Here is a 23,105-nt window from a genome sequence, read left to right as displayed (position 1 = left end):
TCCTCTCAGGTCGGCGTGGCGAGCAGGATCGCCGCCCCGGTCACCAGCAGGTTGACCAGGGTCAGCGGCAGGCAGACCTTCCAGCCGAAGCGCATCACGCCGTCGTAGCGCGGCCGCGGCAGGGCCGCGCGCAACAGGATGAACAGCATCACCAGGACCAGCGTCTTGAGTGCGAACCACAGCCAGGGCGGCAGCCAGGGGCCCAGCCAGCCGCCCAGGAAGAGCGTCACGATCAGCGCCGAGACCAGCAGGATGCCGATGTACTCGCCGATGAAGAACATCCCGAACTTCATGCTGGCGTACTCGATGTGGTAGCCGTCGGCCAGTTCCTGCTCGGCCTCGGGCTGGTCGAAGGGGTGGCGGTGGGTCACCGCGATGCCGGCGACCAGGAAGGTCGCGAAGCCGAGGCACTGCGGCAGGATGAACCACAGCCCCTGCTGGGCGGCGACGATCTCGCGCAGGTTGAAGGAGCCGGCCATGGCCACCACGCCCATCAGCGCCAGGCCCATGAACACCTCGTAGGACAGCGTCTGCGCCGAGGCCCGCATGGCGCCGATCAGCGCATACTTGTTGCCGCTCGACCAGCCGCCGAGCAGCACCGCATAGACGTTGATGCCGGCCATGGCGAGGAAGAACAGCAGGCCGATATGCCAGTCCGCCACCCCCCAGCCGGGGGTGAAGGGGATGATCAGGAACGACAGCAGCAGCGACGCCATGGCGATGGCCGGTGCCATCACGAAGAGGCCGCGGTCGGCGAAGGGCGGGATCCAGTCCTCCTTGAAGAAGAGCTTGAGCGTGTCGGCGACCAGCTGCAGCGAGCCGGCCGGCCCCACCCGGTTGGGCCCGTAGCGGTCCTGCCACCACCCCAGCAGGCGCCGCTCGGCCACCGTGAGCACCGCCCCCAGCAGCACCGCCCCGAGCAGGATCACCAGGGCCTGGAGCATGGCGACGAGCACCGCGACGACCTCGGGAGTGAGCGGGATCATGGCCGCCTCCCCTCGCCGGCCGGCTCGAGCCGCCCCCACTGGCCGGTGGCGAGGCCCGGCACCAGGCCGGCCGGTACGCCCACCAGGCCGGGCGCCAGCCCGGCCGAGCAGGACAGCGGCAGGCTCAGCCGTCCGCCCGGGGTGACCAGCGCCAGCCGGTCGCCCTCGGCGATCCCCAGCCGGGCGGCATCCACCGCCGCCAGCTGCAGCGCCGGAGCCGCCGCCCGGGCCGCGATCATCGGCGCCCGCCGCGAGGTCTCCTCGCCGCCGAACAGCCGTGGCAACACCACCAGCTGCCACTCGGCGTCACGCCGGACGAAGCCCGCCGCAACGATCCTGGCGTAGGCGTAGCCACCGGGCACGGGACCCAGCAGGCGCCGCCCGGGATCGCCGGCACGCAGATGGCCGCCGACCTCGTCGGTGAACTTGTTCCAGGCCTGGGGGGAGTTCCAGCCCGGGGCCCAGGCGAAGGCGTTCTCCTGCTGCGGTCGCCCGGCGCCGGCATAGCCCTCCATGGAGAAGGCGAAGGGCGAGTCCGGGTCCTGCGGCGGGCGCGGCTCGCCGACCGCCAGGTGGGCCCGCAGCGCGGTGCGGCCGCTGTAGCGGTGCGGGGCGCGGGCCTGACGCAGCCCCTGGACGCGGTGGTCGGCGTGGTCCGCGGCCTCGACGATGGCCGACAGCGCCGGATGGTGGCGGGCACAGTGGCGGGTCTCGTCGTCGAGCCGGGTCTGCCCGACCCGGCGGCGCTGCACCGTCCCCTGCAGGGCGTGCAGCCAGCGCCAGCTCTCGCGGATGCGGCTCTCGGGACGCAGCACGCGCGGCTCGAACACCTGGAAGAAGCGCTGGGCGCGGCCCTCCAGGCTGACCAGGGTGCCGTCGCCCTCGGCGAAGCTCGCCGCCGGCAGGCCGAGCCCGGCCCGGGACCAGACGGCGGTGCGCTGGTGATCCAGCACCACCAGGGTGGCGAGGGCATTCAGGGCGGACTCGAGCCGCTGGCCGGGCAGCCGGGCATGCAGGTCGTTCTCGAGCACCACCAGGGCGTCGGCGCGCCCCGCCTCGATCTCGTCGAGGGCCCACTCCAGCGGCTGGCCGCCGAGCATCGCCACCCCGGTGCTGTTGGCCTCGGCGCGGATCAGGCTGAGACCGCCCGGGCGGGCCCGCCGGGCCAGGGCCCGGGCGACGTTGCCGGCCGCCTCGAGCACCGCCGTCGAGCCCAGGGCATCGCCGCTGACCACCAGCGGACGCTCGGCGGCGAGCAGGGCCGCGGCGATGCGCCGGGCATCGGCCGCCAGCTCCGGGGCGAGGCTCGTCACCTCCGGCGCCGCGGGATCCAGGGCATGGGCCACGGCGGCGCCCAGGCGGGCGATGTCGTCCGGGGCCAGGGCCCAGCGGCCGGCCGCGATGGCGTCCAGGCCGGTCGCGGCCGGGTAGGCGATGAACAGCGGATGGCGCCGGTCCTGGGCCAGGGTCTTGACCGCCTCGGCGTTCCAGGCCGGAATGCCGCGCTGCGCGGCCAGCGCCTCGCGACGGCCGAGCGCCGCCTGGCGCAGCGAGAGCCCCAGCCGGGCGGCACGCTGCAGGGGATCCTCGCCGAGCACCAGCACCGCGTCATGGGCCTCGATCCCGCGCAGGCTCGGGGTCGGCAGCCCGCACTCCCGCTGGAGCCGGGCCATGGTCGCCAGGCAGGCCGCTTCGGCGGCGGTGACGCCGAGCGAGAAGTGCTCCGCCCCGACCAGCTCGCGCAGCCGATGGTTGCTCTCCAGGCTGGCCCGGGGGGAGCCGATGCCGATCACCCGGCGGGCGCTGCGCAGCCGGTCGCCCGCCCGGTCCAGGGCGGCATCGACCTCCAGGGTCACGGCGGCCGCCCCCGGGGCCTCGCGCCACTCGGGCAGCCGTGGGCGGTCGTCGCGATTGACGTAGCCGTAGCCGTAACGCCCGCGATCGCAGAGGAAGAAGCGGTTGATCTCGCCGTGGTAGCGGTTCTCCACCCGGCGCAGCTCGCCGTAGCGCTCGCCGGGACTGATGTTGCAGCCCACCGCGCACTGGTGACAGACGCTCGGGGCGAACTGCAGGTCCCACTTGCGGGTGTAGTGATCGCCCGGCGGGCGGTCGGTGAAGACGCCGGTGGGACACACCTCGCTGAGGTTGCCGGCGAAGGGGCTCTCCAGCGGGCCGTCGCGGTGGCGCCCGAAGTAGATGTTGTCGCCGGCGCCGAAGGCCCCCAGGTCCTCGCCGCCGGCATGGTCGCGATAGAAGCGCACGCAACGGTAGCAGGTGATGCAGCGATTCATCTCGTGACCGAGGAAGGGCCCCAGGTCCTGGTTGCGGTGGGTGCGCTTGGTGAAGCGGTAGCGTCGCCGGGCATGGCCGGTCATCACCGTCATGTCCTGCAGGTGGCAATGTCCGCCCTCATCGCACACCGGGCAGTCGTGGGGATGGTTGAGCATCAGCCACTCGATGACCCCGCGCCGGAAGTCCCTGGCCTCGGCGTCGTCGATCGACAGCCGGGTGCCGTCGGCGGCGGGGGTCATGCAGGCCATCACCAGGCTGCCCTGCTCGTCGTCGGCATCGCGGTACTGCTTGACCGCGCACTGCCGGCAGGCCCCCACGCTGCCGAGCGCCGGGTGCCAGCAGAAGTACGGCAGGTCGAGGCCCAGCGACAGGCAGGCGGCGAGCAGGTTGTCGTCGCCGTCGACCCGGTAGGCCTGGCCGTCCACGTGGATCATCGCCATGCTCGGCCCTCCTCGCCGACGGCCCGCGGCGTGCGGGAGGGCGCCACGCCGGCTTCGAACTCGTCGCGGAAGTGAGCCAGGGCACTGGCCAGCGGCATCGCCGCCCCCGGGGCATGGGCGCAGAAGGTCCGGCCGGGGCCGAGGTCCCGGGCCAGGTCCTCGAGCAGCTCGACATCGCCCGGCGCGCCCTCGCCGCGCTCCAGGGCCGCCAGCAGCCTCACCGTCCAGGGCAGGCCATCGCGGCAGGGCGTGCACCAGCCGCAGGATTCCCGGGCGAAGAAGGCCTCGAGGTTGCGCAGCAGCGGCACCAGCGGCTGGTCGTCGGGCACCACCGTCAACAGGCCGGTGCCCAGGCGGCTGCCGGCGCCGCCGATGGTGTCGAAGTCCAGCGCCAGCGAGAGGTGCTCCGGCAGCAGGAAGCCGGTGCTCGCGCCGCCGGGCAACCAGGCCTTGAGGCGGCGCCCGTCGCGCAGGCCGCCGGCGCGCTCCAGCAGCTCGCCGGCGGGCGTGCCCATGGGCAGCTCCCAGAGTCCCGGCCGGGCGACCCGGCCCGAGACCCCGTACAGCTTGGTGCCGCCGTCCTCGCTGAGCGACCCGGACAGCGCCTGGTACCAGTCGGCGCCGTGGCGCATCACCCCCGGCACGTTGCACAGCGTCTCGACGTTGTTGACCACGGTGGGCTTGCCCCAGGCCCCGGACTGGCCGGGAAAGGGCGGCTTGGCCCGGGGATTGGCGCGATGTCCCTCCAGGGAGCTGATCAGCGCCGTCTCCTCGCCGCAGATGTAGCGCCCGGCGCCGGTATGCAGGGCGATGTCGAAGTCGAAGCCGCTGCCGGCGATGTCGGGACCCAGCCAGCCGGCGTCGCGGGCCTCCTCGAGGGCCAGGGCGAGGGCGCCGGCGGCCTCGCGGTACTCGCCGCGCAGGAAGATGTAGCCCTGCCGCGAGTGATTGGCGAAGCCGCCGAGGATCATCCCCTCGATGAGCAGGTGGGGCAGCTGCTCCATCAGCACGCGATCCTTGAAGGTCCCGGGCTCCATCTCGTCGGCGTTGCACACCAGGTAGCCCCGCGGCAGGTCGCCGCCGGTCAGGGTCAGGCTCCACTTGGTGCCGGCGGAGAAGCCGGCCCCGCCGCGGCCACGCAGGTTGGCCGCCTTCAGGGTGGCGATCACCGCGTCGGGCGTCTGCTCGCCGAGCACCTCGCGCACCGCGGCGTAGCCGTCCCCGGCGAGGTAGTCGTCGAGCGCAACCCGCCGGCCATCCTCGCGCAGCCGCCAGGTCAGCGGATGGGTCTCGGCGCGGCGCTCGGTGGGCGCCTGGCGCAGCCGGCTGTGGTAGCGGGGCGCGACGCTCATGGATAGGCCTCCAGCAGATCGTCGAGGTCGTCGGGGACCAGCGGGCCAAAGGTGTCGTCGTCGATCATCAGCGCCGGGGCGCCGTCGCAGGCGCCCAGGCAGCACACCGGCAGCAGCGTGAAGCGGCCGTCCGCGGTGGTCTGGCCCAGGCCGATCGACAGCCGTTCCTCCAGGGCGGCCCGCAGCTCGGCGAAGCCGCACAGGAAGCAGGAGCTGCTGTCGCAGACCAGGATCACGTGGCGGCCCACCGGCCGGCGGAAGATCAGGCTGTAGAAGGTCGCCACGCCTTCCACCTCGGCGACGCCGATGCCCAGCGCCTCGGCAATCGCCGGGATGGCGCCGTCGGGCACCCAGCCGTGGCGGCGCTGGACGATCTTGAGCGCCTCGATGCAGGCCGCCTGGGGCTGCTCGTAGTGGTCGCGCTCGCGGCGCATGGCCCGGCGGTCCGCGGCATCGAGCACGAAGCCGTCGCCGTCGGAGGCGATGGGGGCACGGGGCGGGGGTGTCGGGGTCTCTGGCATGATCAGCGGTCCACGTCGGCCATCACGAAGTCGATGCTGCCCAGGTGGGCGATCAGGTCCGGCACGAAGCCGCCGCGCATCAGCGCCGGGATCTGCTGCAGGTGAGGAAAGCTGGGCGTGCGGATCCGGGTCCGGTAGCTGGTGGTGCCGCCGTCGCTGGTCAGGTAGTAGCCATTGATGCCCTTGGTGGCCTCGACCATCGCCAGCGACTCGCCGGGGGGCAGCACCGGCCCCCAGGAGACCTGCAGGAAGTGGGTGATCAGGGTCTCGATATGCATGAGCATGCGCTCCCGGGGCGGCGGCGTGGTCAACGGATGGTCGGCCTTGTAGTCGCCGGCGGGCATGTGGTCGATGCACTGCTGGAGGATGCGCAGGCTCTGGCGCATCTCCTCGATGCGCAGCCGGCCGCGATCGAAGGCGTCGCCGCGGCTGCCCAGGGGCACCTCGAAGTCGAACTGCTCGTAGCCGGAATAGGGGCGGCGCTTGCGCAGGTCAAAGTCCAGCCCGGTGGCCCGCAGGTTGGGGCCGGTCACGCCCCAGGCCAGGGCCTCCGCGCTGTCGAAGGCGGCCACGTCGCGGGTACGTTCGCGGACGATGGCGTTGTCCATCATCGCCCGGTCGTATTCCCGGAGCCGCTTCGGCATCCAGTCGACGAAGCCCTGCATCAGGCTATCCCAGCCCCGCGGCAGGTCCTGGGCGACGCCGCCGATGCGATACCAGGCCGGGTGCATGCGAAAGCCGGTGATCGCCTCGATGACCTCGTAGGCCTTCTGGCGATCGGTGAAGGTATAGAACACCGGCGACATGGCCCCCAGGTCCTGGAGGTAGGTCCCCAGGAACAGCAGGTGGCTCGAGATGCGGAACAGCTCGGCCATCATCACGCGGATGGTCGCCACCCGCGCCGGCACCTCGATGCCGGCCAGCGTCTCCACCGCGAGCACGTAGGGCAGGTTGTTCATCACCCCGCCGGTGTAGTCGATGCGGTCGGTGTAGGGGATGAAGCTGTGCCAGGTCTGGCGCTCGGCCATCTTCTCGGCGCCGCGATGGTGGTAGCCGATGTCCGGCACGCAATCGACGATCTCCTCGCCGTCGAGCTGCAGGATGATGCGAAAGGCCCCGTGGGCCGAGGGGTGGTTGGGGCCGAGATTGAGGAACATGAACTCGGTGTCCTCGCGCTGGCGGCGCATGCCCCAGGCCTCGGGGTCGAAGCGCAGGGCCTCCTGCTCGCGCTGCTGGCCCGCCACGGTCAGGGTGTAGGGATCGAACTCGGTGGCGCGGGCCGCGTGGTCCTTGCGCAGCGGGTGGCCCTGCCAGGTCGGCGGCATCAGCAGCCGCGTCAGGTGCGGGTGCCCGCTGAAGCGGATGCCGAACATGTCCCACACCTCACGCTCGTACCAGGCCGCGTTGGGGAACACCTCGACACAGCTGGGCAGTTCGAGGTCGGCGGCGTCCAGCGCCACCTTGAGCATCACATCGCGGTTACTCGCCACCGACAGCAGCTGGTAGAAGACCGTGAAGTCCGCCGCCGGCAGGCCATCGCGATGATCGCGCAGGCGCTCGTCCACCGCCGAGAGGTCGAACAGCATGGCGAAGGACGCCGGCGGGTCGCGCAGCGCCGCCAGGGCCTCGAGGAGGCAGCCCCGCTCCAGCCACAGCACCGGCATGCCGGTCTGGCTCGCCGGCTCGACCCACACGCGGTCGCCGAAACGCTGCCTGAGGGCCTCGACGGCGGGGTCGGCCTCGCTGCGACTCGATGGCGACGCGACGCGCATGGCGGGGGATCCTCCCGTCTCGGTGATGGGCTGGCCGTCGGCTCAGATGCCGTCCGGCGAGCGCAGCTCGGTGGCCTGGATGCGCTGCTCCCGCCAGCGCTCGCGCTGGGAGGGCATCTCGGCCCGGTAGACGCCCTGGTCGCCGACCACCCAGGACAGCGGGCGCCGCTCCTGCTGAATCGCCTCCTGGAGCAGCATCAGGCCCTGCAGGAAGGCCTCGGGGCGCGGCGGGCAGCCCGGCACATAGACGTCCACCGGCAGGAACTTGTCGACTCCCTGGACCACCGAGTAGATGTCGTACATGCCACCGGAATTGGCGCAGGAGCCCATCGAGATCACCCACTTGGGTTCGAGCATCTGGTCGTAGAGCTGCTGGATCACCGGCGCCATCTTGAGGAAGCAGGTCCCGGCGATGACCATGACGTCGGCCTGCCGCGGCGAGGCGCGGATGACCTCGGCGCCGAAGCGGGCGATGTCGTGGGGGGCGGTGAAGGCCGTGGTCATCTCCACGTAGCAGCAGGACAGGCCGAAGTTGTAGGGCCACAGCGAGTTCTTGCGCCCCCAGTTGACCGCCGAGTGGAGGATCTCCTCGAGCCGGCCGGTGAAGACGCTGCGGTGCACCTGGTCGCGCAGGGGATCCGCGGTCGAGCGGCGCTCGCCCAAGGGGTAGCGGGCGCCATCGGGCGGCTCGTCCGCCTCGGCGCGCGTCAAGGTGTACTGCATCGGGCACCTCCCTCGGCCCGGCCGCCTGGCCGGGTCATGGCGACATCATGGAACGGATCAGGCGTCGGGCCGGCGCGCCGGGGCGGAGCGGCCCCGTCCCTTCGGCGCCCAGTCCAGCACTCCCACCCGGCTGTCGTAGAGCAGTCCGGCCAGCAGCACAACGATGAACAGCGCCGCGGCCCAGAAGCCGGCCCAGCCCACCTCGCGCACCGATACGGCCCAGGCGAACAGGAAGACGGCCTCGATATCGAAGATCACGAACAGCATCGCGACCAGGTAGAACTTGACGGAGAAGCGGTGACGGGCGCTGCCGACGCCGGTCACGCCGGACTCGAAGGGGAGCGTCTTGCTGGGGCCGCGGCTGCGGCCGCCGAGCAGGCTGGAGAGACCCATCATCAGGGCACAGAGGGTCGCCACGGCGAGCACGAAGAGCCCGATGGCCCAGTGCTCGGCAACCAGTGCTGTGGCGTCTTGCTCCATGACAGGCCCCTCGCCGCCGGATCCCTGGCCGGCCACTCAGCGCCGGCCCCGATCGCTCATCGCGGCCTGCCGTCGCCCGGCGTGGCCGCGCCGTATCGACAAGCCTAGAAGATGCTCGGGGTTTTGTGCGAGGCCGGAACGCGCCTCATGCTCGGCACAGCGGCGCCAGCCAGGCCTCGGCGAGCCACAGCACGAGGCCGTAGCGGCCGCCCTTGGCGACGACGATCAGCGCCGCCGCGCGCCACCAGGGCAGGCGGAAGATCCCGGCCAGCACGGTGAGCGGATCGCCGAGCACCGGGGCCCAGGCCAGCAGCAGGCTCCACTCGCCGTAGCGACGGTACCAGCGCTCGCCGCGCGCCAGCCCCCGCGGCGAGACGGGGAACCAGCGTCGCCCCTGGAAGTGGCGCGCATAGCGCCCCAGGGCGACGTTGATCAGGCTGCCCAGGCCGTTGCCGGCGGTGGCCACCGCCCACAGCGCCAGCCAGCTCGGGTCCTGGCACCACTGCCGGGCCAACCAGACCTCCGAGCCGCCGGGCAGCAGGGTGGCGCTGGCCAGCGCCACCAGGAACAGGCTCAGCATGGCCGAGTCCCGGCTCGCTGCAGTATGCTGAGCGTCGATTCACGACGACAAGCTGACAAGACGATGTCCTCCATTCCCCATACCCTGACCATCGCCGGCTCCGATCCCTCCGGCGGCGCCGGCCTGCAAGGCGATCTCAAGACCCTCTCGGCGCTGGGCACCTATGCGACCAACGTCATCACCGCGGTGATCGCCCAGAACACCCGGGGCGTGGCCGCGGTGCACCCGGTCCCGGCACCGCTGATCGCCGAGCAGCTCGACAACCTGCTCGAGGACGTGCGCATCGATGCGGTGAAGATCGGCATGGTCGCCGACCGCGAGGTGGCCGAGACGATCGCGGCGGCGCTGCGCCGCCATCGGCCACGCTGGATCGTGCTCGACCCGGTGATGGTGGCCAAGAGCGGCGACATCCTGGTGGATGCCGCCGGCATCGCCGCGGTGCGCGATGTGCTGGTGCCGCTGGCCGACGTCATCACCCCCAACCTGCCCGAGGCCGCGGTGCTGCTCGACACCGAGGCCCCGCGCAGCCCGGACGCCATGGAGGCCATGCTGCCCGCCCTGCAGGCCCTGAAGGCGCCCTACGTGTTGCTCAAGGGCGGCCACCTGAGCGGCGAGAGCTGCCCGGACCTGCTGGCCACGCCCGCGGGCAGCGCCTGGCTGGAGGCGCCCCGCATCGCCACCGACAACCTGCACGGTACCGGCTGCGCGCTGTCCTCGGCCATCGCCGCCCGCCTCGCCCACCTGCCACCGGAGGCCTCGGGCGAGGCCATCGCCGAGGCCATCGGCGAGGCCAAGCGCTGGCTGCATGCCGCCCTCGAGGCCAGCCGGCGCCTGGCCGTGGGCCATGGCCGGGGCCCCGTGCATCACTTCCACGCCTGGTGGTAGCGCGTCCGGCTTGCGCGCCGCGCCGGGGCCGCCCATGCTGAGACGGTGCTCTCCGGCGTCCTGAGGGTTGTGCCATGTCCCGCACCCTGCTGTTTGCCTGCGATCTCTCCGCCGAGAACCGCGCCGCCTTCGCCCGGGCCATCCGCCTGGCCAACCAGACCGGCGCCCGCCTCGACATCGTCCACGTGCTCGACCCCTACCTGCCGCGGCGGGTGCTGCACGACCTCGAGGAGGCGGTGGTGGCAGACATCGCCGCCACCCTGACCGACATCCGCGAGGACTACGCCCTGGACGAGCCGGCCAGCCTGATCCAGACGGTGGCCGGCGAGCCCTATGCCGAGATCATCCGCGAGGCCCATGAGCGCGCGGCCGACATGATCATCCTCGGCGCCCATCGCAAGCGCGGCCAGCCCGACCTGGTCACCGGCACCACCCTGGCCCGGGTGCTGCGCAGCGCCCCCTGCCCGGTGCTCTCGGTCAGCCACCCGCCCACCCAGGAATGGCAGGATATCCTGGTGCCGGTGGACTTCTCGCTGACCTCCCGACATACCCTGCGCGAGACCCTCAAGCGCTTCCCCGACGGCCGCCTGACCCTGCTGCATGCCTGGAACATCCCCGGCGAGCGCGAACTGGGCTCCGATACCGACTACGCCCGCTGGCGGGATCACGAGGTGGAGCAGCTGCGCCGCCACCTCGAGCAGGAAACCGAGCAGCTGATGAGCGAGCTCGATGATGTCCCCGACCTGGAGCTGGTGCTGGAACAGGGCGATCCCCTCGACGTGCTGATGACCCACCTGCGCCGCCAGCCACCCGACCTGCTGGCCCTGGGCAGTCGCGGCCAGCTCGGCCGCCACAGCCAGATCACCGAGCGGCTGCTGGCCGAACCCCACTGCGACATCATGCTCTGCCGCGCCTGGTAGCGACGGCCGAAAGCTATACAGAACTTCTACACAAAGGCAATGTCTTTAGAGGATACCATCCCCGCTGTGGAGGTGTCCCATGCCCACCGACCGCGCCGCGCTGCCCCGCCTGCTGGCCGTGCTGATCCTCGCCGCGGCCCCCCTTTACGCCCTGGCCAATGCCGTGGAGGTCAAGGGCGTGCGCTTCGACCGCACCCTGGAGGCCCAGGGCCAGAGCTACCGGCTGATCGGCCACGGTCTGTTCCGCTACATGATCTGGGACGCCTATGCCGGCGCCTACTACCAGGCCGAGGGCTATCCCCGGCCCGCCCCCCAGTCGCCGGTACCGAGGCGACTGGAGCTCGCCTACTTCCATGCCATCGAGGCCGCCGACTTCGCCGAGGTCACCCGCGACACCCTCCGCGACCAGCTGGGCGAGGCGGCCTTCCGCGAACTGCGCCCGGCGCTGGCGACCTTCAACCGCCACTACCGCGACGTGACCCCCGGGGATCGCTATGCCCTGAGCTGGACCGGCGAGACGCTGACCCTGGCCCTGAACGGCGAGCCCCTCTATGCCCGGGCGGAGCCGGCGCTCGCCGAGGCCTTGTTCGGCATCTGGCTCGGCGAGGCGCCCCTGGGCGAGGACTTCCGCGACGCCCTGCTGGGGCGCTGAACCCGGGCCATGCTAGGCTCCCGGGCTTCAGACAGAAAGGGAGCCCAGCATGAAAGCCCTGATCCAGCGCGTGCGCCATGCCAGCGTGACCGTGGACGGTCGCGAGGCCGGCGCCATCGACCACGGCCTGCTGGCCCTGATCGGCGTCGAGAAAGGCGACGACGAGCCCCAGGTCGAGCGCCTGCTGCACAAGCTGCTGCACTACCGGGTGTTCGGCGACGCGGACGGCAAGATGAACCGCAACCTGCAGCAGGTCGATGGCGGCCTGCTGCTGGTCTCCCAGTTCACCCTGGCCGCCGATACCCGCAAGGGGCTGCGCCCCAGCTTCTCCAGCGCCGCCCCGCCCGCCGAGGGGGAGCGACTGTTCGCGTTGCTGGTGGCGAGGGCACGGGCCGCCTGGCCGAGGGTGGCCACCGGCGAGTTCGGTGCCGACATGCAGGTGGCGCTGGTCAACGACGGCCCGGTGACCTTCCTGCTGGAGAGCCACTGACCCCGACCTTGGTCGTAGGCATATAAAATGGAAATGGGTTGCATGGGGTGGAAAAAGTACACAGGATAGATTGTGTACAAAAACAAGTGGTGATTGTCTCCATGTCTAGCCCCCGCAACAGCACATCCGTCTTCGAGTTCCAGGGACGGCCCCCGCTGGCCCGTGCCCTGCCCCTGTCGCTGCAGCACATCCTGGCGATGATCATGGGCACCGTGACCGTGCCCATCATCGTCGCCGGTGCCGTGGGCGCCTCGCTCGGCGACACCATGGGACTGATCCAGATCTCGCTGCTCGCCTCCGGGGTCTCCACGCTGCTCCAGCTCTACGGCATCCGCCGCTTCGGGGCCCGCCTGCCGACCATCTTCGGCGTGGGCTTCGCCTATGTGCCGACGCTCACCGCCGTGGGCGCCCAGTACGGCCTCGAGGGGATCCTCGGCGCCCAGGTGATCGGCGGAGTGGCGATGATCCTGGTCGGCATGGGCATCCAGCACATCCGCCACTTCTTCCCGCCGGTGGTGGCCGGGACCGTGGTGCTGGTGATCGGCCTGTCGCTCTACGACATCGCCATCAACTACATGGCCGGCGGCATCGGCCAGGCCGGCTACGGGGAACCGCGGCACTGGCTGGTGGCGGGGGTGACCCTCGGCGTGGTGCTGGTCATCTCGCAGTTCGCCCGTGGCTTCCTCAAGCTCTCGGCGATCATCTGCGGCATCCTGGTGGGCTACGGCCTGGCCCTGGCGCTGGGCATGGTGGACTTCTCGCCGGTCCGCGAGGCCGCCTGGTTCAGCGCCCCGCGGCTGCTGCCCTTCGAGCTGACCTTCCATCCCGCGGCGATCGTCTCGCTGGTGATCATCTGCGTGATCAACTCGGTGCAGACCATCGGCGACCTCTCGGCCACCACGGTGGGCGGCATGGACCGCGAGCTGGGCCGCCAGGAGCTCTCCGGCGGCCTGCTGGGCAATGGCCTGTGCACCACCGTGGGCTCGCTGTTCGGCGCCCTGCCCACCGCCTCCTACAGCCAGAACGTCGGCATCGTGGCGATGACCAAGGTGATCAGCCGCACCGTGCTGGCCCTGGCGGCGGGCTTCATGCTGCTGGCGGGACTGGTGCCCAAGTTCGGCGCGGTGATGACCACCATTCCCTACCCGGTGCTGGGCGGGGCCACCATCACGGTGTTCGGCATGATCACCATGACCGGCATCCAGCTGCTGACCCGGGACGAGCTGTCGTCGCGCAACATCACCATCGCCAGCCTGGCCCTGGCGCTGAGCCTGGGCATCTATGCCGCGCCGGAGGCGATCGCCGGCTTCCCGGAGATGGTGCGGCTGGTCATCGGCGGCTCGCCGATCGTGGTGGCGGCGCTGGTCGCGATCACCCTGAACCTGATGCTGCCCCGCAAGAGCCTCGCCGACGAGCGCCGCGAGCGCGAGGCCATCGCCGCGCAGATGCAGGCATCGCCCGACGCGACGGGCGGCACGCCGGGCGAGGCGCGCCGCGCCTCCCCCTGACTCGCCCGGCCCCGGTCAGGGCGCCTGGAGCTCCGCGGCGAGCCGCTCCAGGGCCTCCTCCGCGGCCAGCCACTCCTGCTCGAGGGCCTCGAGCCGCGCGGCCAGCTCGCCCTGCTCGGCGAGGCGCGCGGTGAGTTCGTCCTTGCGCGCCTCGTCGGTGTAGAGTTCGGCCTCGCCAAGGCTCGCCTCGACCCCGGCCAGGGCCTGCTGCACCCTCTCCATCTCGCGCTCGGCGCGATCGCGGTCGCGCTTGAGCGGCCGGAGCTTCTCGCGCAGCTCGGCGGCCGCCCGGCGCGCCGCCTTGCGATCCTCCCGCGGCGCCTCGCCGGCATCCTGGCGCTCGGCCTTCTCCGCCCGCGCCTCGCGGCGCTCGCCCTCGAGGCGCGTCTTGAGCCAGGCCCGGTAGTCGTCCAGGTCGCCGTCGAAGGGCGTGACGCGGTGGTCGGCCACCCGCCAGAACTCGTCCACCGTGGCCCGCAGCAGGTGCCGGTCGTGGGAGACCACGATCACCGTGCCCTCGAAGCTCGCCAGCGCCTCGGTGAGCGCCTCGCGCATCTCCAGGTCCAGGTGGTTGGTGGGCTCGTCCAGCAGCAGCAGGTTGGGCTTCTGCCAGGCCACCAGGGCCAGCGCCAGCCGGGCCTTCTCGCCGCCGGAGAAGCGCGCCACGTCGGCGAAGACGTCGTCGCCGTGGAAGCCGAAGCCGCCCAGGAAGTTGCGGATGTCCAGGTCGGCGGCCCGCGGGGAGAGCCGCTGGACGTGCATGAAGGGGGTGGCCGAGAGATCCAGGCCCTCCAGCTGGTGCTGGGCGAAATAGCCGATGGCCAGGTGCTCGCCGGGGACCCGGCGCCCGGCCAGCAGCGGCAGCTCGCCGGTCAGCGACTTGATCAGGGTCGACTTGCCGGCGCCGTTGGGCCCCAGCAGGCCGATGCGCTGGCCCGGCTGGAGGGCCAGCCTGACCTGCTCGAGCTGCACGGTGTCGCCGCCCTCGCCGGCATAGCCCAGCGCGGCCTCGTCCAGCACCAGCAGGGGATGGGAGGTCCGGTCGGCGGCGGGGATGCTGAAGTGGAAGGGCGAGTCGGCGTGGGCCACGGCGATGTCGCCCATGCGCTCGAGCATCTTCAGCCGGCTCTGGGCCTGGCGGGCCTTGGTGGCCTTGTAGCGGAAGCGCGCCACGAAGCGCTCGATCTCCTCCTTGCGGGCCTGCTGCTTGGCGGCCTCGGCCTGCTGCAGGGCCAGCTTCTCGGCGCGGGTGCGCTCGAAGGTCGAATAGTTGCCCCGGTAGAGCACTAGGCGGCGACGCTCGAAGTGCACGATGTGGTCGCAGACGGCGTCGAGGAAGTCGCGGTCGTGGGAGATCAGCAGCAGGGTCCCGGGATAGCGGGTCAACCACTGCTCCAGCCACAGCAGGGCGTCGAGGTCCAGGTGGTTGGTGGGCTCGTCCAGCAGCAGCACGTCGGACGGCATGAAGAGGGTGCGCGCCAGGTTGACGCGCATCCGCCAGCCACCGGAGAAGTCCGCCAGCGGGCGATCCAGGTCGGCCTGGCCGAAGCCCAGCCCGACCAGCAGCTGGGCCGCCCGGGCCGGGGCGCTGTAGCCGTCCAGCGCCTCGATGGCACCGTGCAGTTCCGCCTCGCGATGATCGTCGCCGCGGGCCCGCGCGGCGTCCAGGGCCGCCTGGGTGTCGCGCAGGGCCCGGTCGCCGTCGAGCACGTAGTCGAGGATACTGCGCTCCAGCGCCTCCACCTCCTGGGCCATATGGGCGATGCGCTGGCCGCCGCTCATCTCCAGCTCGCCGCGGTCCGCGGCAAACGCGCCGAGCAGCAGGCCGAACAGGCTCGACTTGCCGGCGCCGTTGGGTCCCACGATGCCCGCCTTGTGACCGGCATGCAGGGTCAGGTCGGCGTCCTCGAGCAGCGCTTGGGTGCCGCGTTGCAGGGAAACTTGGCGCAGTGCGATCATGCAGGCTCCACTCGCTGATTCGTGAGGCTGCCGCCATCGCGACGACAACCGTGTCATGAGCGACGATTCTACCGAATTGCCGTCGACTCTGCGGTCCCGCCTGGCCGCCGCCCCGCTGTGGGACTTCGCCCTGGCCCTCTATGGCCGCCCCGGGGTCGAGGCCGCCTGCCTGCACCTCCAGGATGACGCCGGTGTCGACGTGGTCGAGCTGCTCTGGCGCTGCTGGCTGTATCACCACGGCCTGGCGAGCGGCGAGGCCCCCGAGGCGGTCCGCCGCTGGCAGGCCGAGGTCACGGCACCGCTGCGCCGGCGGCGTCGGGCGCTGAAGGAGGAGGCGCGCCACCGGGCAGACGTCGCCGCGCTGCGCGAGCGCCTCAAGGCCAGCGAACTCGAGGCCGAGCGCGAGGCGCTGTCGCGCCTCGCGCAACACAGCCTCGCCGGGCACGCCCTGCGCCCGCTGTCGCGCCCCCCGCCGGGACTGGAAACCGTGCTGCCTTTTCTTCCGCAACTACAGAAAAAATCGCATCTTTTTGCCTTGAGAACGTTAGAAAGCCAGCTTGACCCCTCCTGCCCCCCCGGCTAGCCTGAGTTCATCTGCGACAACAAAACCATCGTTTGCGCCGGGCGATATCATCCTGATTCCCCGGCCATATCGGCAGAGGAAGCTATATGATGACGTCACACAAGCTGTTGACCACCGCCGGCATCGGCGCGGTGGTACTGGGCATCTCCACCGCCGCCTACGCGGACAACTGGCGCTATGCCCATGAGGAGTACGAGGGCGATGTACAGGACGTTTTCGCCCAGGAGTTCAAGCGCTATGTGGAGGAAAACTCCGACCACAGCGTGCAGGTCTACCGCTTCGGTGAGCTCGGCGAGTCCGACGATCTCATGGAGCAGACCCAGAACGGCATCCTGCAGTTCGTCAACCAGTCACCCGGCTTCACCGGTGCCCTCATCCCGGCAGCGCAGATCTTCTTCATTCCCTACCTGATGCCCACCGACATGGACACGGTGCTGCAGTTCTTCGACGAGAGCAAGGCCATCAACGAGATGTTCCCCGAGCTCTACGCCGAGCATGGCCTGAAGCTGCTGCAGATGTATCCGGAAGGCGAGATGGTGGTCACCGCCGACGAGCCGATCACCGAGCCCGCGGACTTCAACAACAAGAAGATTCGCGTGATGACCAACCCGCTGCTTGCCGAGACCTACAACGCCTTCGGTGCCACCGCCACGCCGCTGCCCTGGGGTGAGGTCTATGGCGGCCTGCAGACCGGCATCATCGACGGCCAGGAGAACCCGATCTTCTGGATCGAGTCCGGCGGCCTCTACGAGGTCTCCCCGCACCTGACCTTCACCGCTCATGGCTGGTTCACCACCGCCATGATGGCCAACCTGGACTTCTACGAAGATCTCCCCGAGGAAGACCAGCAGCTGGTGCAGGATGCCTCCGACGCGGCCTATGACCACACCATCGAGCACATCCAGGGCCTGGCCGAGGAGTCGCTGGCCAAGATCCAGGAGGCCTCCGACGAGGTCACGGTGACGCGCCTCACCGACGAGCAGATCCAGGCCTTCAAGGAGCGTGCGCCCCAGGTCGAGGACAAGTTCCTGGAGATGACCGGCGAGGACGGCAAGGCACTGCTCGAGCAGTTCAAGGCCGACCTCGAGGCCGTGGAGGAGCAGGATCAGGGCTGATCCCGGTCCGCCGCCGCCAGCACCCACGGGAGGGGGCAGCCATGCTGCCCCCGCTTTGTTTCCGGCCCCGTCCATCAACGTTCACGCAACGTTGACCCCGCGGGCGCCCCGACACGGCGCGAGCCATTACGCTGCTCGACAGGGATGCCGTTTTTCCGCCATGTCCGCTGCAAGGGAGTACGGCCATGACCGACGAAGATTCCGAGAAGCACTACCACTCCGGACTGCCGGGGTTCCTCGGCACCATCGATACCTTCATCAGCAAGGTCGAGGCGGTCATTCTCGCCGTCGGCGTGCTGCTGATGGCCGCCAATACCGTCGCCAACGTCATCGGCCGCTTCGTGCTGGGCGAGAGCATCTTCTTCTCCGGCGAGATCAACCGCATCCTGATCATCATGATCACCTTCGCCGGGATCGGCTATGCCGCACGCCACGGCCGGCATATCCGCATGTCGGCCATCTACGATGCCCTCCCCGTGGGCGGCCGGCGAGCGCTGATGATCATGATCTCGCTGTTCACCTCCCTGGTGATGTTCTTCCTGCTCTATTACTCCGTCATCTATATTCTCGGCCTCTACGACAAGGGGCGCATCCTGCCGGCCCTGGGTTTCCCCATCTTCATCATCTACGTCTGGGTGCCGCTCGGCTTTCTGATCACCGGCATCCAGTACCTGCTCACGGCCATCAAGAACATGACATCTCGCGATGTCTACCTGTCGACCACGGTGCTCGACGGCTACAAGGATACGGAAACGGAAGTCTGATGCAGGGCACCACCCGGGGGAACGCAAGATGACGACAGTAATGGTTGTGACCATGATCGCCCTGCTGCTGCTGGGCTTTCCGATGATGATCCCGCTGATCAGCGCGGCGGTCATCGGCTTCTACATGATGTTCAACGGCCTGGGGCAGATGGACACCCTGATCCAGCAGATGATGGCCGGCATTCGACCGGCCTCGCTGATCGCGGTGCCGATGTTCATCCTCGCCGCCGACATCATGACGCGGGGCCAGTCCGCGGAACGGCTGATCAACATGGTGATGTCCTTCATCGGCCACGTGAAGGGCGGCCTGGCGGTCAGCACCGCGGCATCCTGCACCCTGTTCGGGGCGGTCTCCGGCTCCACCCAGGCCACCGTGGTCGCGGTGGGCTCTCCGCTGCGCCCGAAAATGCTCAAGGCCGGCTATTCGGATTCCTTCACCCTGGCGCTGATCATCAACTCCAGCGACATCGCCTTTTTGATCCCGCCCAGCATCGGCATGATCATCTACGGCGTCATCTCCGGCACTTCCATCGGCGAGCTGTTCATCGCCGGCATCGGGCCGGGGCTGCTGATCCTGGTGATGTTCGCCGTCTACTGCGTGATCTATGCAGTGGTCCGCGACGTGCCCACCGAACCCAAGTCCAGCTGGCGCGAGCGCCTGAGTGCGGTGCGCATGGCACTCTGGCCGCTGGGTTTTCCGGTGATCATCGTCGGCGGCATCTATGGCGGCATCTTCAGCCCCACCGAGGCGGCCGCGGCCTGCGTGCTCTATGCCATCCTGCTGGAGTTCGTCGTCTTCCGCTCCCTGAAGATGGGTGACATCTATGCCATCGCCAAGTCCACCGGCCTGATCACCGCCGTGGTGTTCATCCTGGTGGCGGTGGGCAACGGCTTCTCGTGGATCATCTCCTTCGCCCAGATCCCCCAGACGATCCTCGAGGCCGTGGGCATCAACGAGGCGGGGCCCACCGGGGTACTGATCGCGATCTGTATCGCCTTCTTCGTGGCCTGCATGTTCGTCGACCCCATCGTGGTCATCCTGGTGCTGACCCCGATCTTCTCCCCCGCCGTGGAAGCCACCGGCCTGGATCCGGTGCTGGTCGGCATCCTGATCACCCTGCAGGTGGCCATCGGCTCGGCGACACCGCCCTTCGGCTGCGACATCTTCACCGCCATCGCCATCTTCAAGCGGCCCTACCTGGACGTGATCAAGGGGACGCCGCCGTTCGTCCTGCTGCTGATCCTGGCCGCGGCCCTGCTGATCATGTTCCCGCCGATCGCCCTGTTCCTGCGCGACCTGGCCTTTCGGTAGTTGACCCTCAGCCTCGTCTGAACCGTCGGCGCACGATGGCCAGGGCTAGGCCCGCCCGCGGCGGGCCAACGCATGTCCCACATCCAGGTGGGTCACGCGGCAACCTCGGCAAGGACGGCCGCTGCTCGCAGAGCGAGCGACTCGGACGTCGCGAGTCGGACGGCGGACCGGGCTCGGCTGCGAGTATACGCGGTGTGAATGAGTGCGTTGACCGGCCTCGCGTACCCGCCGGTTCTAACGCCGGATGGACGAGCGCAGGCAGTTCTCAGACCATGCGCAGGAGGAGGAGGCGACGATGTTCAATCGGATCATGGTGCCGGTCGACGGCTCCAAGGGTGCCATCAAGGCGCTGGACAAGGCCGTCGGCCTGCAGCGGCTCACCGGCGCCGAGCTCTATCTGCTGTGCGTGTTCAAGCACCACAGCCTGCTGGAGGCCTCGCTCTCCATGGTGCGGCCCGAGAAGCTCGAGCTGCCCGACGACGTGCTCAAGGAGTACGCCACCGAGATCGCGATACAGGCCAAGGACCATGCCACCGAACTCGGCGTGCCGGCCGACAGGGTCCGCGCCTTCGTCAAGGGGGGCCGCCCCTCCCGGACCATCGTGCGCTTCGCCCGCAAGCGGGAGTGCGACCTGATCGTGATCGGCGCCCAGGGCACCAACGGCGACAAGGGCCTGCTACTGGGCAGCGTTGCCCAGCGGGTCGCCGGATCCGCCCACTGCCCCACCCTGGTCGTCTGAGCCCTCGCCCCCGCCATTGCCCCCGAGGCCGGGCCGGTGCCGCTTTCCTGCGACGGATGCGGAACCGGCCCGGCCCTGTTAGAGTCCCAGAGATTCCCCACACATGGCGCCAAGGCGCCGGAGCCCAAGGTTTTTTCATGAAGAGACTGCTGACTACCGCTTCCCTGACGGCCCTGCTGACCGCCGCCCCGCTGGCCCTGGCCGCCCCCGAGACCGTTGAGGAACGACTGGGTTACAGCCTCGGCGTGACCCTCGGCAAGAGCATCCAGCAGGATGTCGAGGACCTGGACATCGATACCTTCACCCAGGCCATCCGCGATGTCTTCGAGGGCAACGAGCTGGCCATGAGTGACGAGGAGATGGCCGCCGCCCTCAGCCAGTTCCAGCAGCAGGCCATGGAGGCCCGCGCCGCCGAGGCCGAGCAGAAGGCCGAGGCCAACAAGGCCGAGGGCCAGGCCTACCTCGACGAGAACGCCGAACAGGACGGGGTGACGGTCACCGACTCCGGCCTGCAGTATCGTGAACTCGAGTCCGGCGACGGCGCCACGCCCGGCGCCGACGACACCGTCGAGGTCCACTACGAGGGCCAGCTGATCGACGGCACCGTCTTCGACAGCTCCTACGAGCGCGGCGAGCCGGTCAGCTTCCGGGTCGGCCAGGTCATCGAGGGCTGGCAGGAAGCCCTGCAGCTGATGAGCGTGGGCGACACCTGGGAGGTCGTGATCCCCGCCGAGCTGGCCTACGGAGCTCAGGGGCAAGGACCCATCGGTCCCCACGAGACCCTGGTGTTCAAGGTCGAGCTCCTCGACGTGACCCCCGCCGACGAGGCGCAAGACACCAACGACGCAGGCTGATGCGACGCGCATGAAGCTCAAGACCGCGTTGCTGGCGGCCGGCCTCTGCCTGGGGCCGGCCGCCTCGCTTCAGGCCCAGGAAACACCGGCCGCGCTGCCTGCCCTGGCCGCCAGCACCGCGGCGGCGAGCGTGATCGGCGTCTCCGCCGGTGGCTACATGGCCAGCCAGCTCGCCGTGGCCTGGCCGTCGCGCTTCAGCGGCCTCGCCGTGGTGGCGGCAGGCCCCTGGGCCTGCGCCCGGGGCGAACTCGGCCGCGCCCTCGGCCAGTGCATGTTCACCCGCCTCGGCCCCCCCGACCTGGCTGCCATCCAGGCACGCCACCGCGCCTACCTGTCCCGCGACCTGGTCGGCGCCCCCGAGGCGCTGGCCGACCTGCGCGTCTTCGTCTGGCACGGCGACGCCGACCGGACCGTGGATCCGTCCCTGGGCCGGGCCCTGGTCGAGCAGTTCGAGGACTGGCTGGCGGCCCCGGACCGCCAGCTGCGCTTCCGGCAAGCCGAGGGCGCGGCCCATGGCTGGCCGGTCGGCGCCGACAGCGACGCCCCGACGGACGCCCTGGCGGACTGTGACGAGGGCGGCGGCAGCCACCTGCTGGCCTGCGACCCGGCGATCGCCGAGGCGGCGCTGAGCTGGCTGCACGGCGCGCCCTCGGCCGATGAGCCGGGCGAGGCCGGCGGCCGGCTGGTGCGCTTCGACCAGGCGGACTTCGATGCCCGAGGACTCGCCGATAGCGGTTACCTGTTCATCCCGACGGGCTGCGAGGCGGGCGGCTGCGCGCTGACCGTGGCCCTGCACGGCTGCGAGATGAGCGCGGCGGAGGGCGACGAGAGCTTCGTCCGTTACAGCGGTCTGAATGATTGGGCGGCCGCCGACCGGCGGATGGTCCTCTATCCCCAGGTGGAGGCGAGCCTCGCCAACCCCAAGGCCTGCTGGGACTGGTGGGGCTACGCCGAGAGCGCCTGGCAGCTCGATCCGCTGCATGACTCTCGCCGGGGCAGTCAGGTCGAGGCCCTGATGGGCATGGTCGACCGCTTGCAGGCCGACGCCGACTGACGCCGGCCGGGCCGGTTCAGCCCTCGCCGAGCTCCGCTTCGAGGGCCGCCTCGAGCGGCCCCGGAGTCGGGGAATGCAGGACCCGGCGGCGAATCTCGCCGTCGCGGTCCACCAGGTACAGCGAGGCGCTGTGGTCGACGGTATAGTCCATGGCCGACTCCGGCGTCTCGACCCTGCGCCACACCACCCCGTAGCGCTCGGCGATCTCCTCGAGCCGGGCCTGGCTGCCGGTGGCGCCGATGAAGTCCTCGCCGAAGTAGGCCAGGTATTCCTCCAGCCGCGCCAGGGTGTCGCGCTCGGGGTCCACGGAGACCATCAGCGGCACCACCCGCTCGCGGCGCTCGGGGGACATCCGCTGGCGCGCCTGGCGCACCACGGCCAGGCTCATGGGACAGACGTCGGGACACCAGGTATAGCCGAAGAACACCACCGCCAGCTGGTCGTCCTCCAGCTGGGTCAGCGAGAAGTGGCCCGCTGTGGAGGGCAGCTCGATGGGCCCGCCGGCGGGCAGGCCCGCGTCGCGGCCGACCTGCTGCTGGTAGGCCCACAGGCCACCGACCGCCAGCAGCACGGCGACCCCCACCCCCATCACGTTTCGCCAGCGTCGTGTCATGGTGCTTGCCTCGTGACCTCGAAGTCGAACCAGCTTCCCAGGCGCCCCCGGGGTGTGTCCACCACCACCCGGGCCCGCCAGGGCATCACCGCCTCGGTACACAGCGCCACCTGGCCCTCGCCGCGGAACCTCCCGCCGCCGGCCGGCGCAAGGGGAAAGCGGTGAAGCCCCATGTCCATGTCGCGACCGACGAAGGTCACCACCGAGGCGTCGGCCGACGCGCCCGCCAGCTGCACCTCGAGGGGCAGCACCGTCAGGGCCCGGATGGGCCCCTTCCCGGCGAGGTCGAGGGTCAGCGTGATGCCATCGCCGAGACCGGCCCGGCAGGGCCCGGCCTGGAGATCGCAGGGCGTCGACGGCGCTATCCAGCGGACATCGTCACCGTCCAGGGAATGCCGCACCAGGTACCACAGCGCCACGCCCAGGGTCAGCAGGGTCGTGACGATCAGCAGGCGCAGCAGCGGTGAGCGCAGGGCGGCCCGCTCGGCGGGGGCGGCAGGGGACATGGCGG

General features: G+C 70.4%; 23 protein-coding genes. 12 read left to right on the top strand and 11 right to left on the bottom strand.

Features of this window, described 5'->3' with window-relative positions:
- Positions 1–5 precede the first annotated feature (5 nt).
- The 8 genes from nuoH to QWY76_RS08755 all read right to left on the bottom strand — a co-directional run bounded on the left by nuoH (position 6) and on the right by QWY76_RS08755 (position 9,146).
- On the bottom strand, positions 6–986 hold the full coding sequence (gene nuoH / locus QWY76_RS08790) for an NADH-quinone oxidoreductase subunit NuoH (protein ID WP_290310758.1): 981 nt from the start codon (positions 984–986) through the stop codon (positions 6–8).
- Positions 983–3,718, bottom strand: coding sequence for an NADH-quinone oxidoreductase subunit NuoG (gene nuoG / locus QWY76_RS08785; RefSeq protein WP_290310757.1), 2,736 nt, complete (start codon positions 3,716–3,718; stop codon positions 983–985). The genes nuoH and nuoG overlap by 4 nt, the downstream gene beginning before the upstream one ends.
- Positions 3,709–5,070 carry an NADH-ubiquinone oxidoreductase-F iron-sulfur binding region domain-containing protein gene (locus QWY76_RS08780; protein ID WP_290310756.1) on the bottom strand — a complete coding sequence of 454 codons (1,362 nt, stop codon included), beginning with the start codon at positions 5,068–5,070 and terminating at the stop codon, positions 3,709–3,711. The genes nuoG and QWY76_RS08780 overlap by 10 nt, the downstream gene beginning before the upstream one ends.
- Positions 5,067–5,591, bottom strand: a complete 525-nt coding sequence (gene nuoE, locus QWY76_RS08775) for an NADH-quinone oxidoreductase subunit NuoE (protein ID WP_290310755.1) — start codon at positions 5,589–5,591, stop codon at positions 5,067–5,069. The genes QWY76_RS08780 and nuoE overlap by 4 nt, the downstream gene beginning before the upstream one ends.
- A gap of 2 nt (positions 5,592–5,593) precedes the next feature.
- Entirely contained in the window at positions 5,594–7,363 is a 1,770-nt protein-coding gene (nuoC, locus tag QWY76_RS08770; RefSeq protein WP_290310753.1) for an NADH-quinone oxidoreductase subunit C/D, read from the bottom strand.
- A gap of 42 nt (positions 7,364–7,405) precedes the next feature.
- Positions 7,406–8,086 carry an NADH-quinone oxidoreductase subunit B gene (locus tag QWY76_RS08765; protein ID WP_353960398.1) on the bottom strand — a complete coding sequence of 227 codons (681 nt, stop codon included), beginning with the start codon at positions 8,084–8,086 and terminating at the stop codon, positions 7,406–7,408.
- 57 nt (positions 8,087–8,143) lie between these two features.
- On the bottom strand, positions 8,144–8,566 hold the full coding sequence (locus tag QWY76_RS08760; RefSeq protein WP_290310752.1) for an NADH-quinone oxidoreductase subunit A: 423 nt from the start codon (positions 8,564–8,566) through the stop codon (positions 8,144–8,146).
- A 145-nt stretch (positions 8,567–8,711) separates the two neighbouring features.
- Positions 8,712–9,146 (bottom strand): YqaA family protein, encoded by a 435-nt coding sequence (locus tag QWY76_RS08755; protein ID WP_290310751.1) that lies wholly within the window; start codon positions 9,144–9,146, stop codon positions 8,712–8,714.
- 63 nt (positions 9,147–9,209) lie between these two features.
- On the opposite strand from QWY76_RS08755, the gene thiD reads away from it, so the two are divergent.
- The 5 genes from thiD to QWY76_RS08730 all read left to right on the top strand — a co-directional run bounded on the left by thiD (position 9,210) and on the right by QWY76_RS08730 (position 13,601).
- Positions 9,210–10,031, top strand: coding sequence for a bifunctional hydroxymethylpyrimidine kinase/phosphomethylpyrimidine kinase (gene thiD / locus QWY76_RS08750; protein WP_290310750.1), 822 nt, complete (start codon positions 9,210–9,212; stop codon positions 10,029–10,031).
- Positions 10,032–10,105: 74 nt separating this feature from the next.
- Positions 10,106–10,951, top strand: a complete 846-nt coding sequence (locus tag QWY76_RS08745) for a universal stress protein (RefSeq protein WP_290310749.1) — start codon at positions 10,106–10,108, stop codon at positions 10,949–10,951.
- 79 nt (positions 10,952–11,030) lie between these two features.
- Complete coding sequence (locus QWY76_RS08740; RefSeq protein WP_290310748.1) at positions 11,031–11,603, top strand: chalcone isomerase family protein; 573 nt, start codon at positions 11,031–11,033, stop codon at positions 11,601–11,603.
- A gap of 49 nt (positions 11,604–11,652) precedes the next feature.
- The gene (dtd, locus tag QWY76_RS08735; protein WP_290310747.1) at positions 11,653–12,093 is read left to right on the top strand and encodes a D-aminoacyl-tRNA deacylase; all 441 of its coding nucleotides are present in this window, start codon (positions 11,653–11,655) and stop codon (positions 12,091–12,093) included.
- A 101-nt stretch (positions 12,094–12,194) separates the two neighbouring features.
- Positions 12,195–13,601 carry a uracil-xanthine permease family protein gene (locus tag QWY76_RS08730; RefSeq protein WP_290310746.1) on the top strand — a complete coding sequence of 469 codons (1,407 nt, stop codon included), beginning with the start codon at positions 12,195–12,197 and terminating at the stop codon, positions 13,599–13,601.
- 15 nt (positions 13,602–13,616) lie between these two features.
- Here the strand turns inward: QWY76_RS08730 and QWY76_RS08725 are convergent, their stop codons facing one another.
- Positions 13,617–15,560, bottom strand: a complete 1,944-nt coding sequence (locus tag QWY76_RS08725; protein WP_290310745.1) for an ABC-F family ATP-binding cassette domain-containing protein — start codon at positions 15,558–15,560, stop codon at positions 13,617–13,619.
- Positions 15,561–15,615: 55 nt separating this feature from the next.
- Here QWY76_RS08725 and QWY76_RS08720 point away from each other — a divergent pair, with 55 nt between their 5' ends.
- The 7 genes from QWY76_RS08720 to QWY76_RS08690 all read left to right on the top strand — a co-directional run bounded on the left by QWY76_RS08720 (position 15,616) and on the right by QWY76_RS08690 (position 21,981).
- A complete protein-coding gene (locus QWY76_RS08720) occupies positions 15,616–16,143 on the top strand; it encodes a TIGR02444 family protein (protein ID WP_290310744.1) in 528 nt (175 codons plus the stop codon).
- 89 nt (positions 16,144–16,232) lie between these two features.
- Positions 16,233–17,258 (top strand): TRAP transporter substrate-binding protein, encoded by a 1,026-nt coding sequence (locus QWY76_RS08715; protein WP_290310743.1) that lies wholly within the window; start codon positions 16,233–16,235, stop codon positions 17,256–17,258.
- A 185-nt stretch (positions 17,259–17,443) separates the two neighbouring features.
- Positions 17,444–18,022 carry a TRAP transporter small permease gene (locus QWY76_RS08710; protein ID WP_290310742.1) on the top strand — a complete coding sequence of 193 codons (579 nt, stop codon included), beginning with the start codon at positions 17,444–17,446 and terminating at the stop codon, positions 18,020–18,022.
- A 28-nt stretch (positions 18,023–18,050) separates the two neighbouring features.
- On the top strand, positions 18,051–19,334 hold the full coding sequence (locus QWY76_RS08705) for a TRAP transporter large permease (protein WP_290310741.1): 1,284 nt from the start codon (positions 18,051–18,053) through the stop codon (positions 19,332–19,334).
- Positions 19,335–19,629: 295 nt separating this feature from the next.
- Positions 19,630–20,073, top strand: coding sequence for a universal stress protein (locus QWY76_RS08700; RefSeq protein ID WP_290310740.1), 444 nt, complete (start codon positions 19,630–19,632; stop codon positions 20,071–20,073).
- 137 nt (positions 20,074–20,210) lie between these two features.
- Positions 20,211–20,927, top strand: coding sequence for a BamJ family beta-barrel-assembly machinery protein (gene bamJ / locus QWY76_RS08695; RefSeq protein WP_290310739.1), 717 nt, complete (start codon positions 20,211–20,213; stop codon positions 20,925–20,927).
- A 10-nt stretch (positions 20,928–20,937) separates the two neighbouring features.
- Complete coding sequence (locus tag QWY76_RS08690; RefSeq protein ID WP_290310738.1) at positions 20,938–21,981, top strand: alpha/beta hydrolase family protein; 1,044 nt, start codon at positions 20,938–20,940, stop codon at positions 21,979–21,981.
- A 16-nt stretch (positions 21,982–21,997) separates the two neighbouring features.
- On the opposite strand, the gene QWY76_RS08685 is transcribed toward QWY76_RS08690, so the two are convergent.
- Both QWY76_RS08685 and QWY76_RS08680 read right to left on the bottom strand, forming a co-directional pair.
- Positions 21,998–22,594: an SCO family protein gene (locus QWY76_RS08685; RefSeq protein WP_290310737.1), complete on the bottom strand. Its 597-nt coding sequence runs from the start codon at positions 22,592–22,594 to the stop codon at positions 21,998–22,000.
- Positions 22,591–23,100, bottom strand: a complete 510-nt coding sequence (locus QWY76_RS08680; RefSeq protein ID WP_290310736.1) for a hypothetical protein — start codon at positions 23,098–23,100, stop codon at positions 22,591–22,593. Before QWY76_RS08680 ends, QWY76_RS08685 begins: the two co-directional genes overlap by 4 nt.
- Between the last annotated feature and the right edge of the window lie 5 nt (positions 23,101–23,105).

Origin of the sequence: Halomonas maura (assembly GCF_030409305.1) — a bacterium.
GTDB lineage: Bacteria > Pseudomonadota > Gammaproteobacteria > Pseudomonadales > Halomonadaceae > Halomonas > Halomonas maura.
The sequence above is the reverse complement of the archived record's forward strand: the minus strand, read 5'-3'. Positions and strand labels throughout refer to the sequence as shown.

Excerpts from the sequence above, each read along its gene's own strand:
- nuoH (WP_290310758.1), bottom strand. The coding sequence starts at position 986 with ATGATCCCGCTCACTCCCGAGGTCGTCGCGGTGCTCGTCGCCATGCTC.
- nuoG (WP_290310757.1), bottom strand. The coding sequence starts at position 3,718 with ATGGCGATGATCCACGTGGACGGCCAGGCCTACCGGGTCGACGGCGAC.
- QWY76_RS08780 (WP_290310756.1), bottom strand. The coding sequence starts at position 5,070 with ATGAGCGTCGCGCCCCGCTACCACAGCCGGCTGCGCCAGGCGCCCACC.
- nuoE (WP_290310755.1), bottom strand. The coding sequence starts at position 5,591 with ATGCCAGAGACCCCGACACCCCCGCCCCGTGCCCCCATCGCCTCCGAC.
- nuoC (WP_290310753.1), bottom strand. The coding sequence starts at position 7,363 with ATGCGCGTCGCGTCGCCATCGAGTCGCAGCGAGGCCGACCCCGCCGTC.
- QWY76_RS08765 (WP_353960398.1), bottom strand. The coding sequence starts at position 8,086 with ATGCAGTACACCTTGACGCGCGCCGAGGCGGACGAGCCGCCCGATGGC.
- QWY76_RS08760 (WP_290310752.1), bottom strand. The coding sequence starts at position 8,566 with ATGGAGCAAGACGCCACAGCACTGGTTGCCGAGCACTGGGCCATCGGG.
- QWY76_RS08755 (WP_290310751.1), bottom strand. The coding sequence starts at position 9,146 with ATGCTGAGCCTGTTCCTGGTGGCGCTGGCCAGCGCCACCCTGCTGCCC.
- thiD (WP_290310750.1), top strand. The coding sequence starts at position 9,210 with ATGTCCTCCATTCCCCATACCCTGACCATCGCCGGCTCCGATCCCTCC.
- QWY76_RS08745 (WP_290310749.1), top strand. The coding sequence starts at position 10,106 with ATGTCCCGCACCCTGCTGTTTGCCTGCGATCTCTCCGCCGAGAACCGC.
- QWY76_RS08740 (WP_290310748.1), top strand. The coding sequence starts at position 11,031 with ATGCCCACCGACCGCGCCGCGCTGCCCCGCCTGCTGGCCGTGCTGATC.
- dtd (WP_290310747.1), top strand. The coding sequence starts at position 11,653 with ATGAAAGCCCTGATCCAGCGCGTGCGCCATGCCAGCGTGACCGTGGAC.
- QWY76_RS08730 (WP_290310746.1), top strand. The coding sequence starts at position 12,195 with ATGTCTAGCCCCCGCAACAGCACATCCGTCTTCGAGTTCCAGGGACGG.
- QWY76_RS08725 (WP_290310745.1), bottom strand. The coding sequence starts at position 15,560 with ATGATCGCACTGCGCCAAGTTTCCCTGCAACGCGGCACCCAAGCGCTG.
- QWY76_RS08720 (WP_290310744.1), top strand. The coding sequence starts at position 15,616 with ATGAGCGACGATTCTACCGAATTGCCGTCGACTCTGCGGTCCCGCCTG.
- QWY76_RS08715 (WP_290310743.1), top strand. The coding sequence starts at position 16,233 with ATGACGTCACACAAGCTGTTGACCACCGCCGGCATCGGCGCGGTGGTA.
- QWY76_RS08710 (WP_290310742.1), top strand. The coding sequence starts at position 17,444 with ATGACCGACGAAGATTCCGAGAAGCACTACCACTCCGGACTGCCGGGG.
- QWY76_RS08705 (WP_290310741.1), top strand. The coding sequence starts at position 18,051 with ATGACGACAGTAATGGTTGTGACCATGATCGCCCTGCTGCTGCTGGGC.
- QWY76_RS08700 (WP_290310740.1), top strand. The coding sequence starts at position 19,630 with ATGTTCAATCGGATCATGGTGCCGGTCGACGGCTCCAAGGGTGCCATC.
- bamJ (WP_290310739.1), top strand. The coding sequence starts at position 20,211 with ATGAAGAGACTGCTGACTACCGCTTCCCTGACGGCCCTGCTGACCGCC.
- QWY76_RS08690 (WP_290310738.1), top strand. The coding sequence starts at position 20,938 with ATGAAGCTCAAGACCGCGTTGCTGGCGGCCGGCCTCTGCCTGGGGCCG.
- QWY76_RS08685 (WP_290310737.1), bottom strand. The coding sequence starts at position 22,594 with ATGACACGACGCTGGCGAAACGTGATGGGGGTGGGGGTCGCCGTGCTG.
- QWY76_RS08680 (WP_290310736.1), bottom strand. The coding sequence starts at position 23,100 with ATGTCCCCTGCCGCCCCCGCCGAGCGGGCCGCCCTGCGCTCACCGCTG.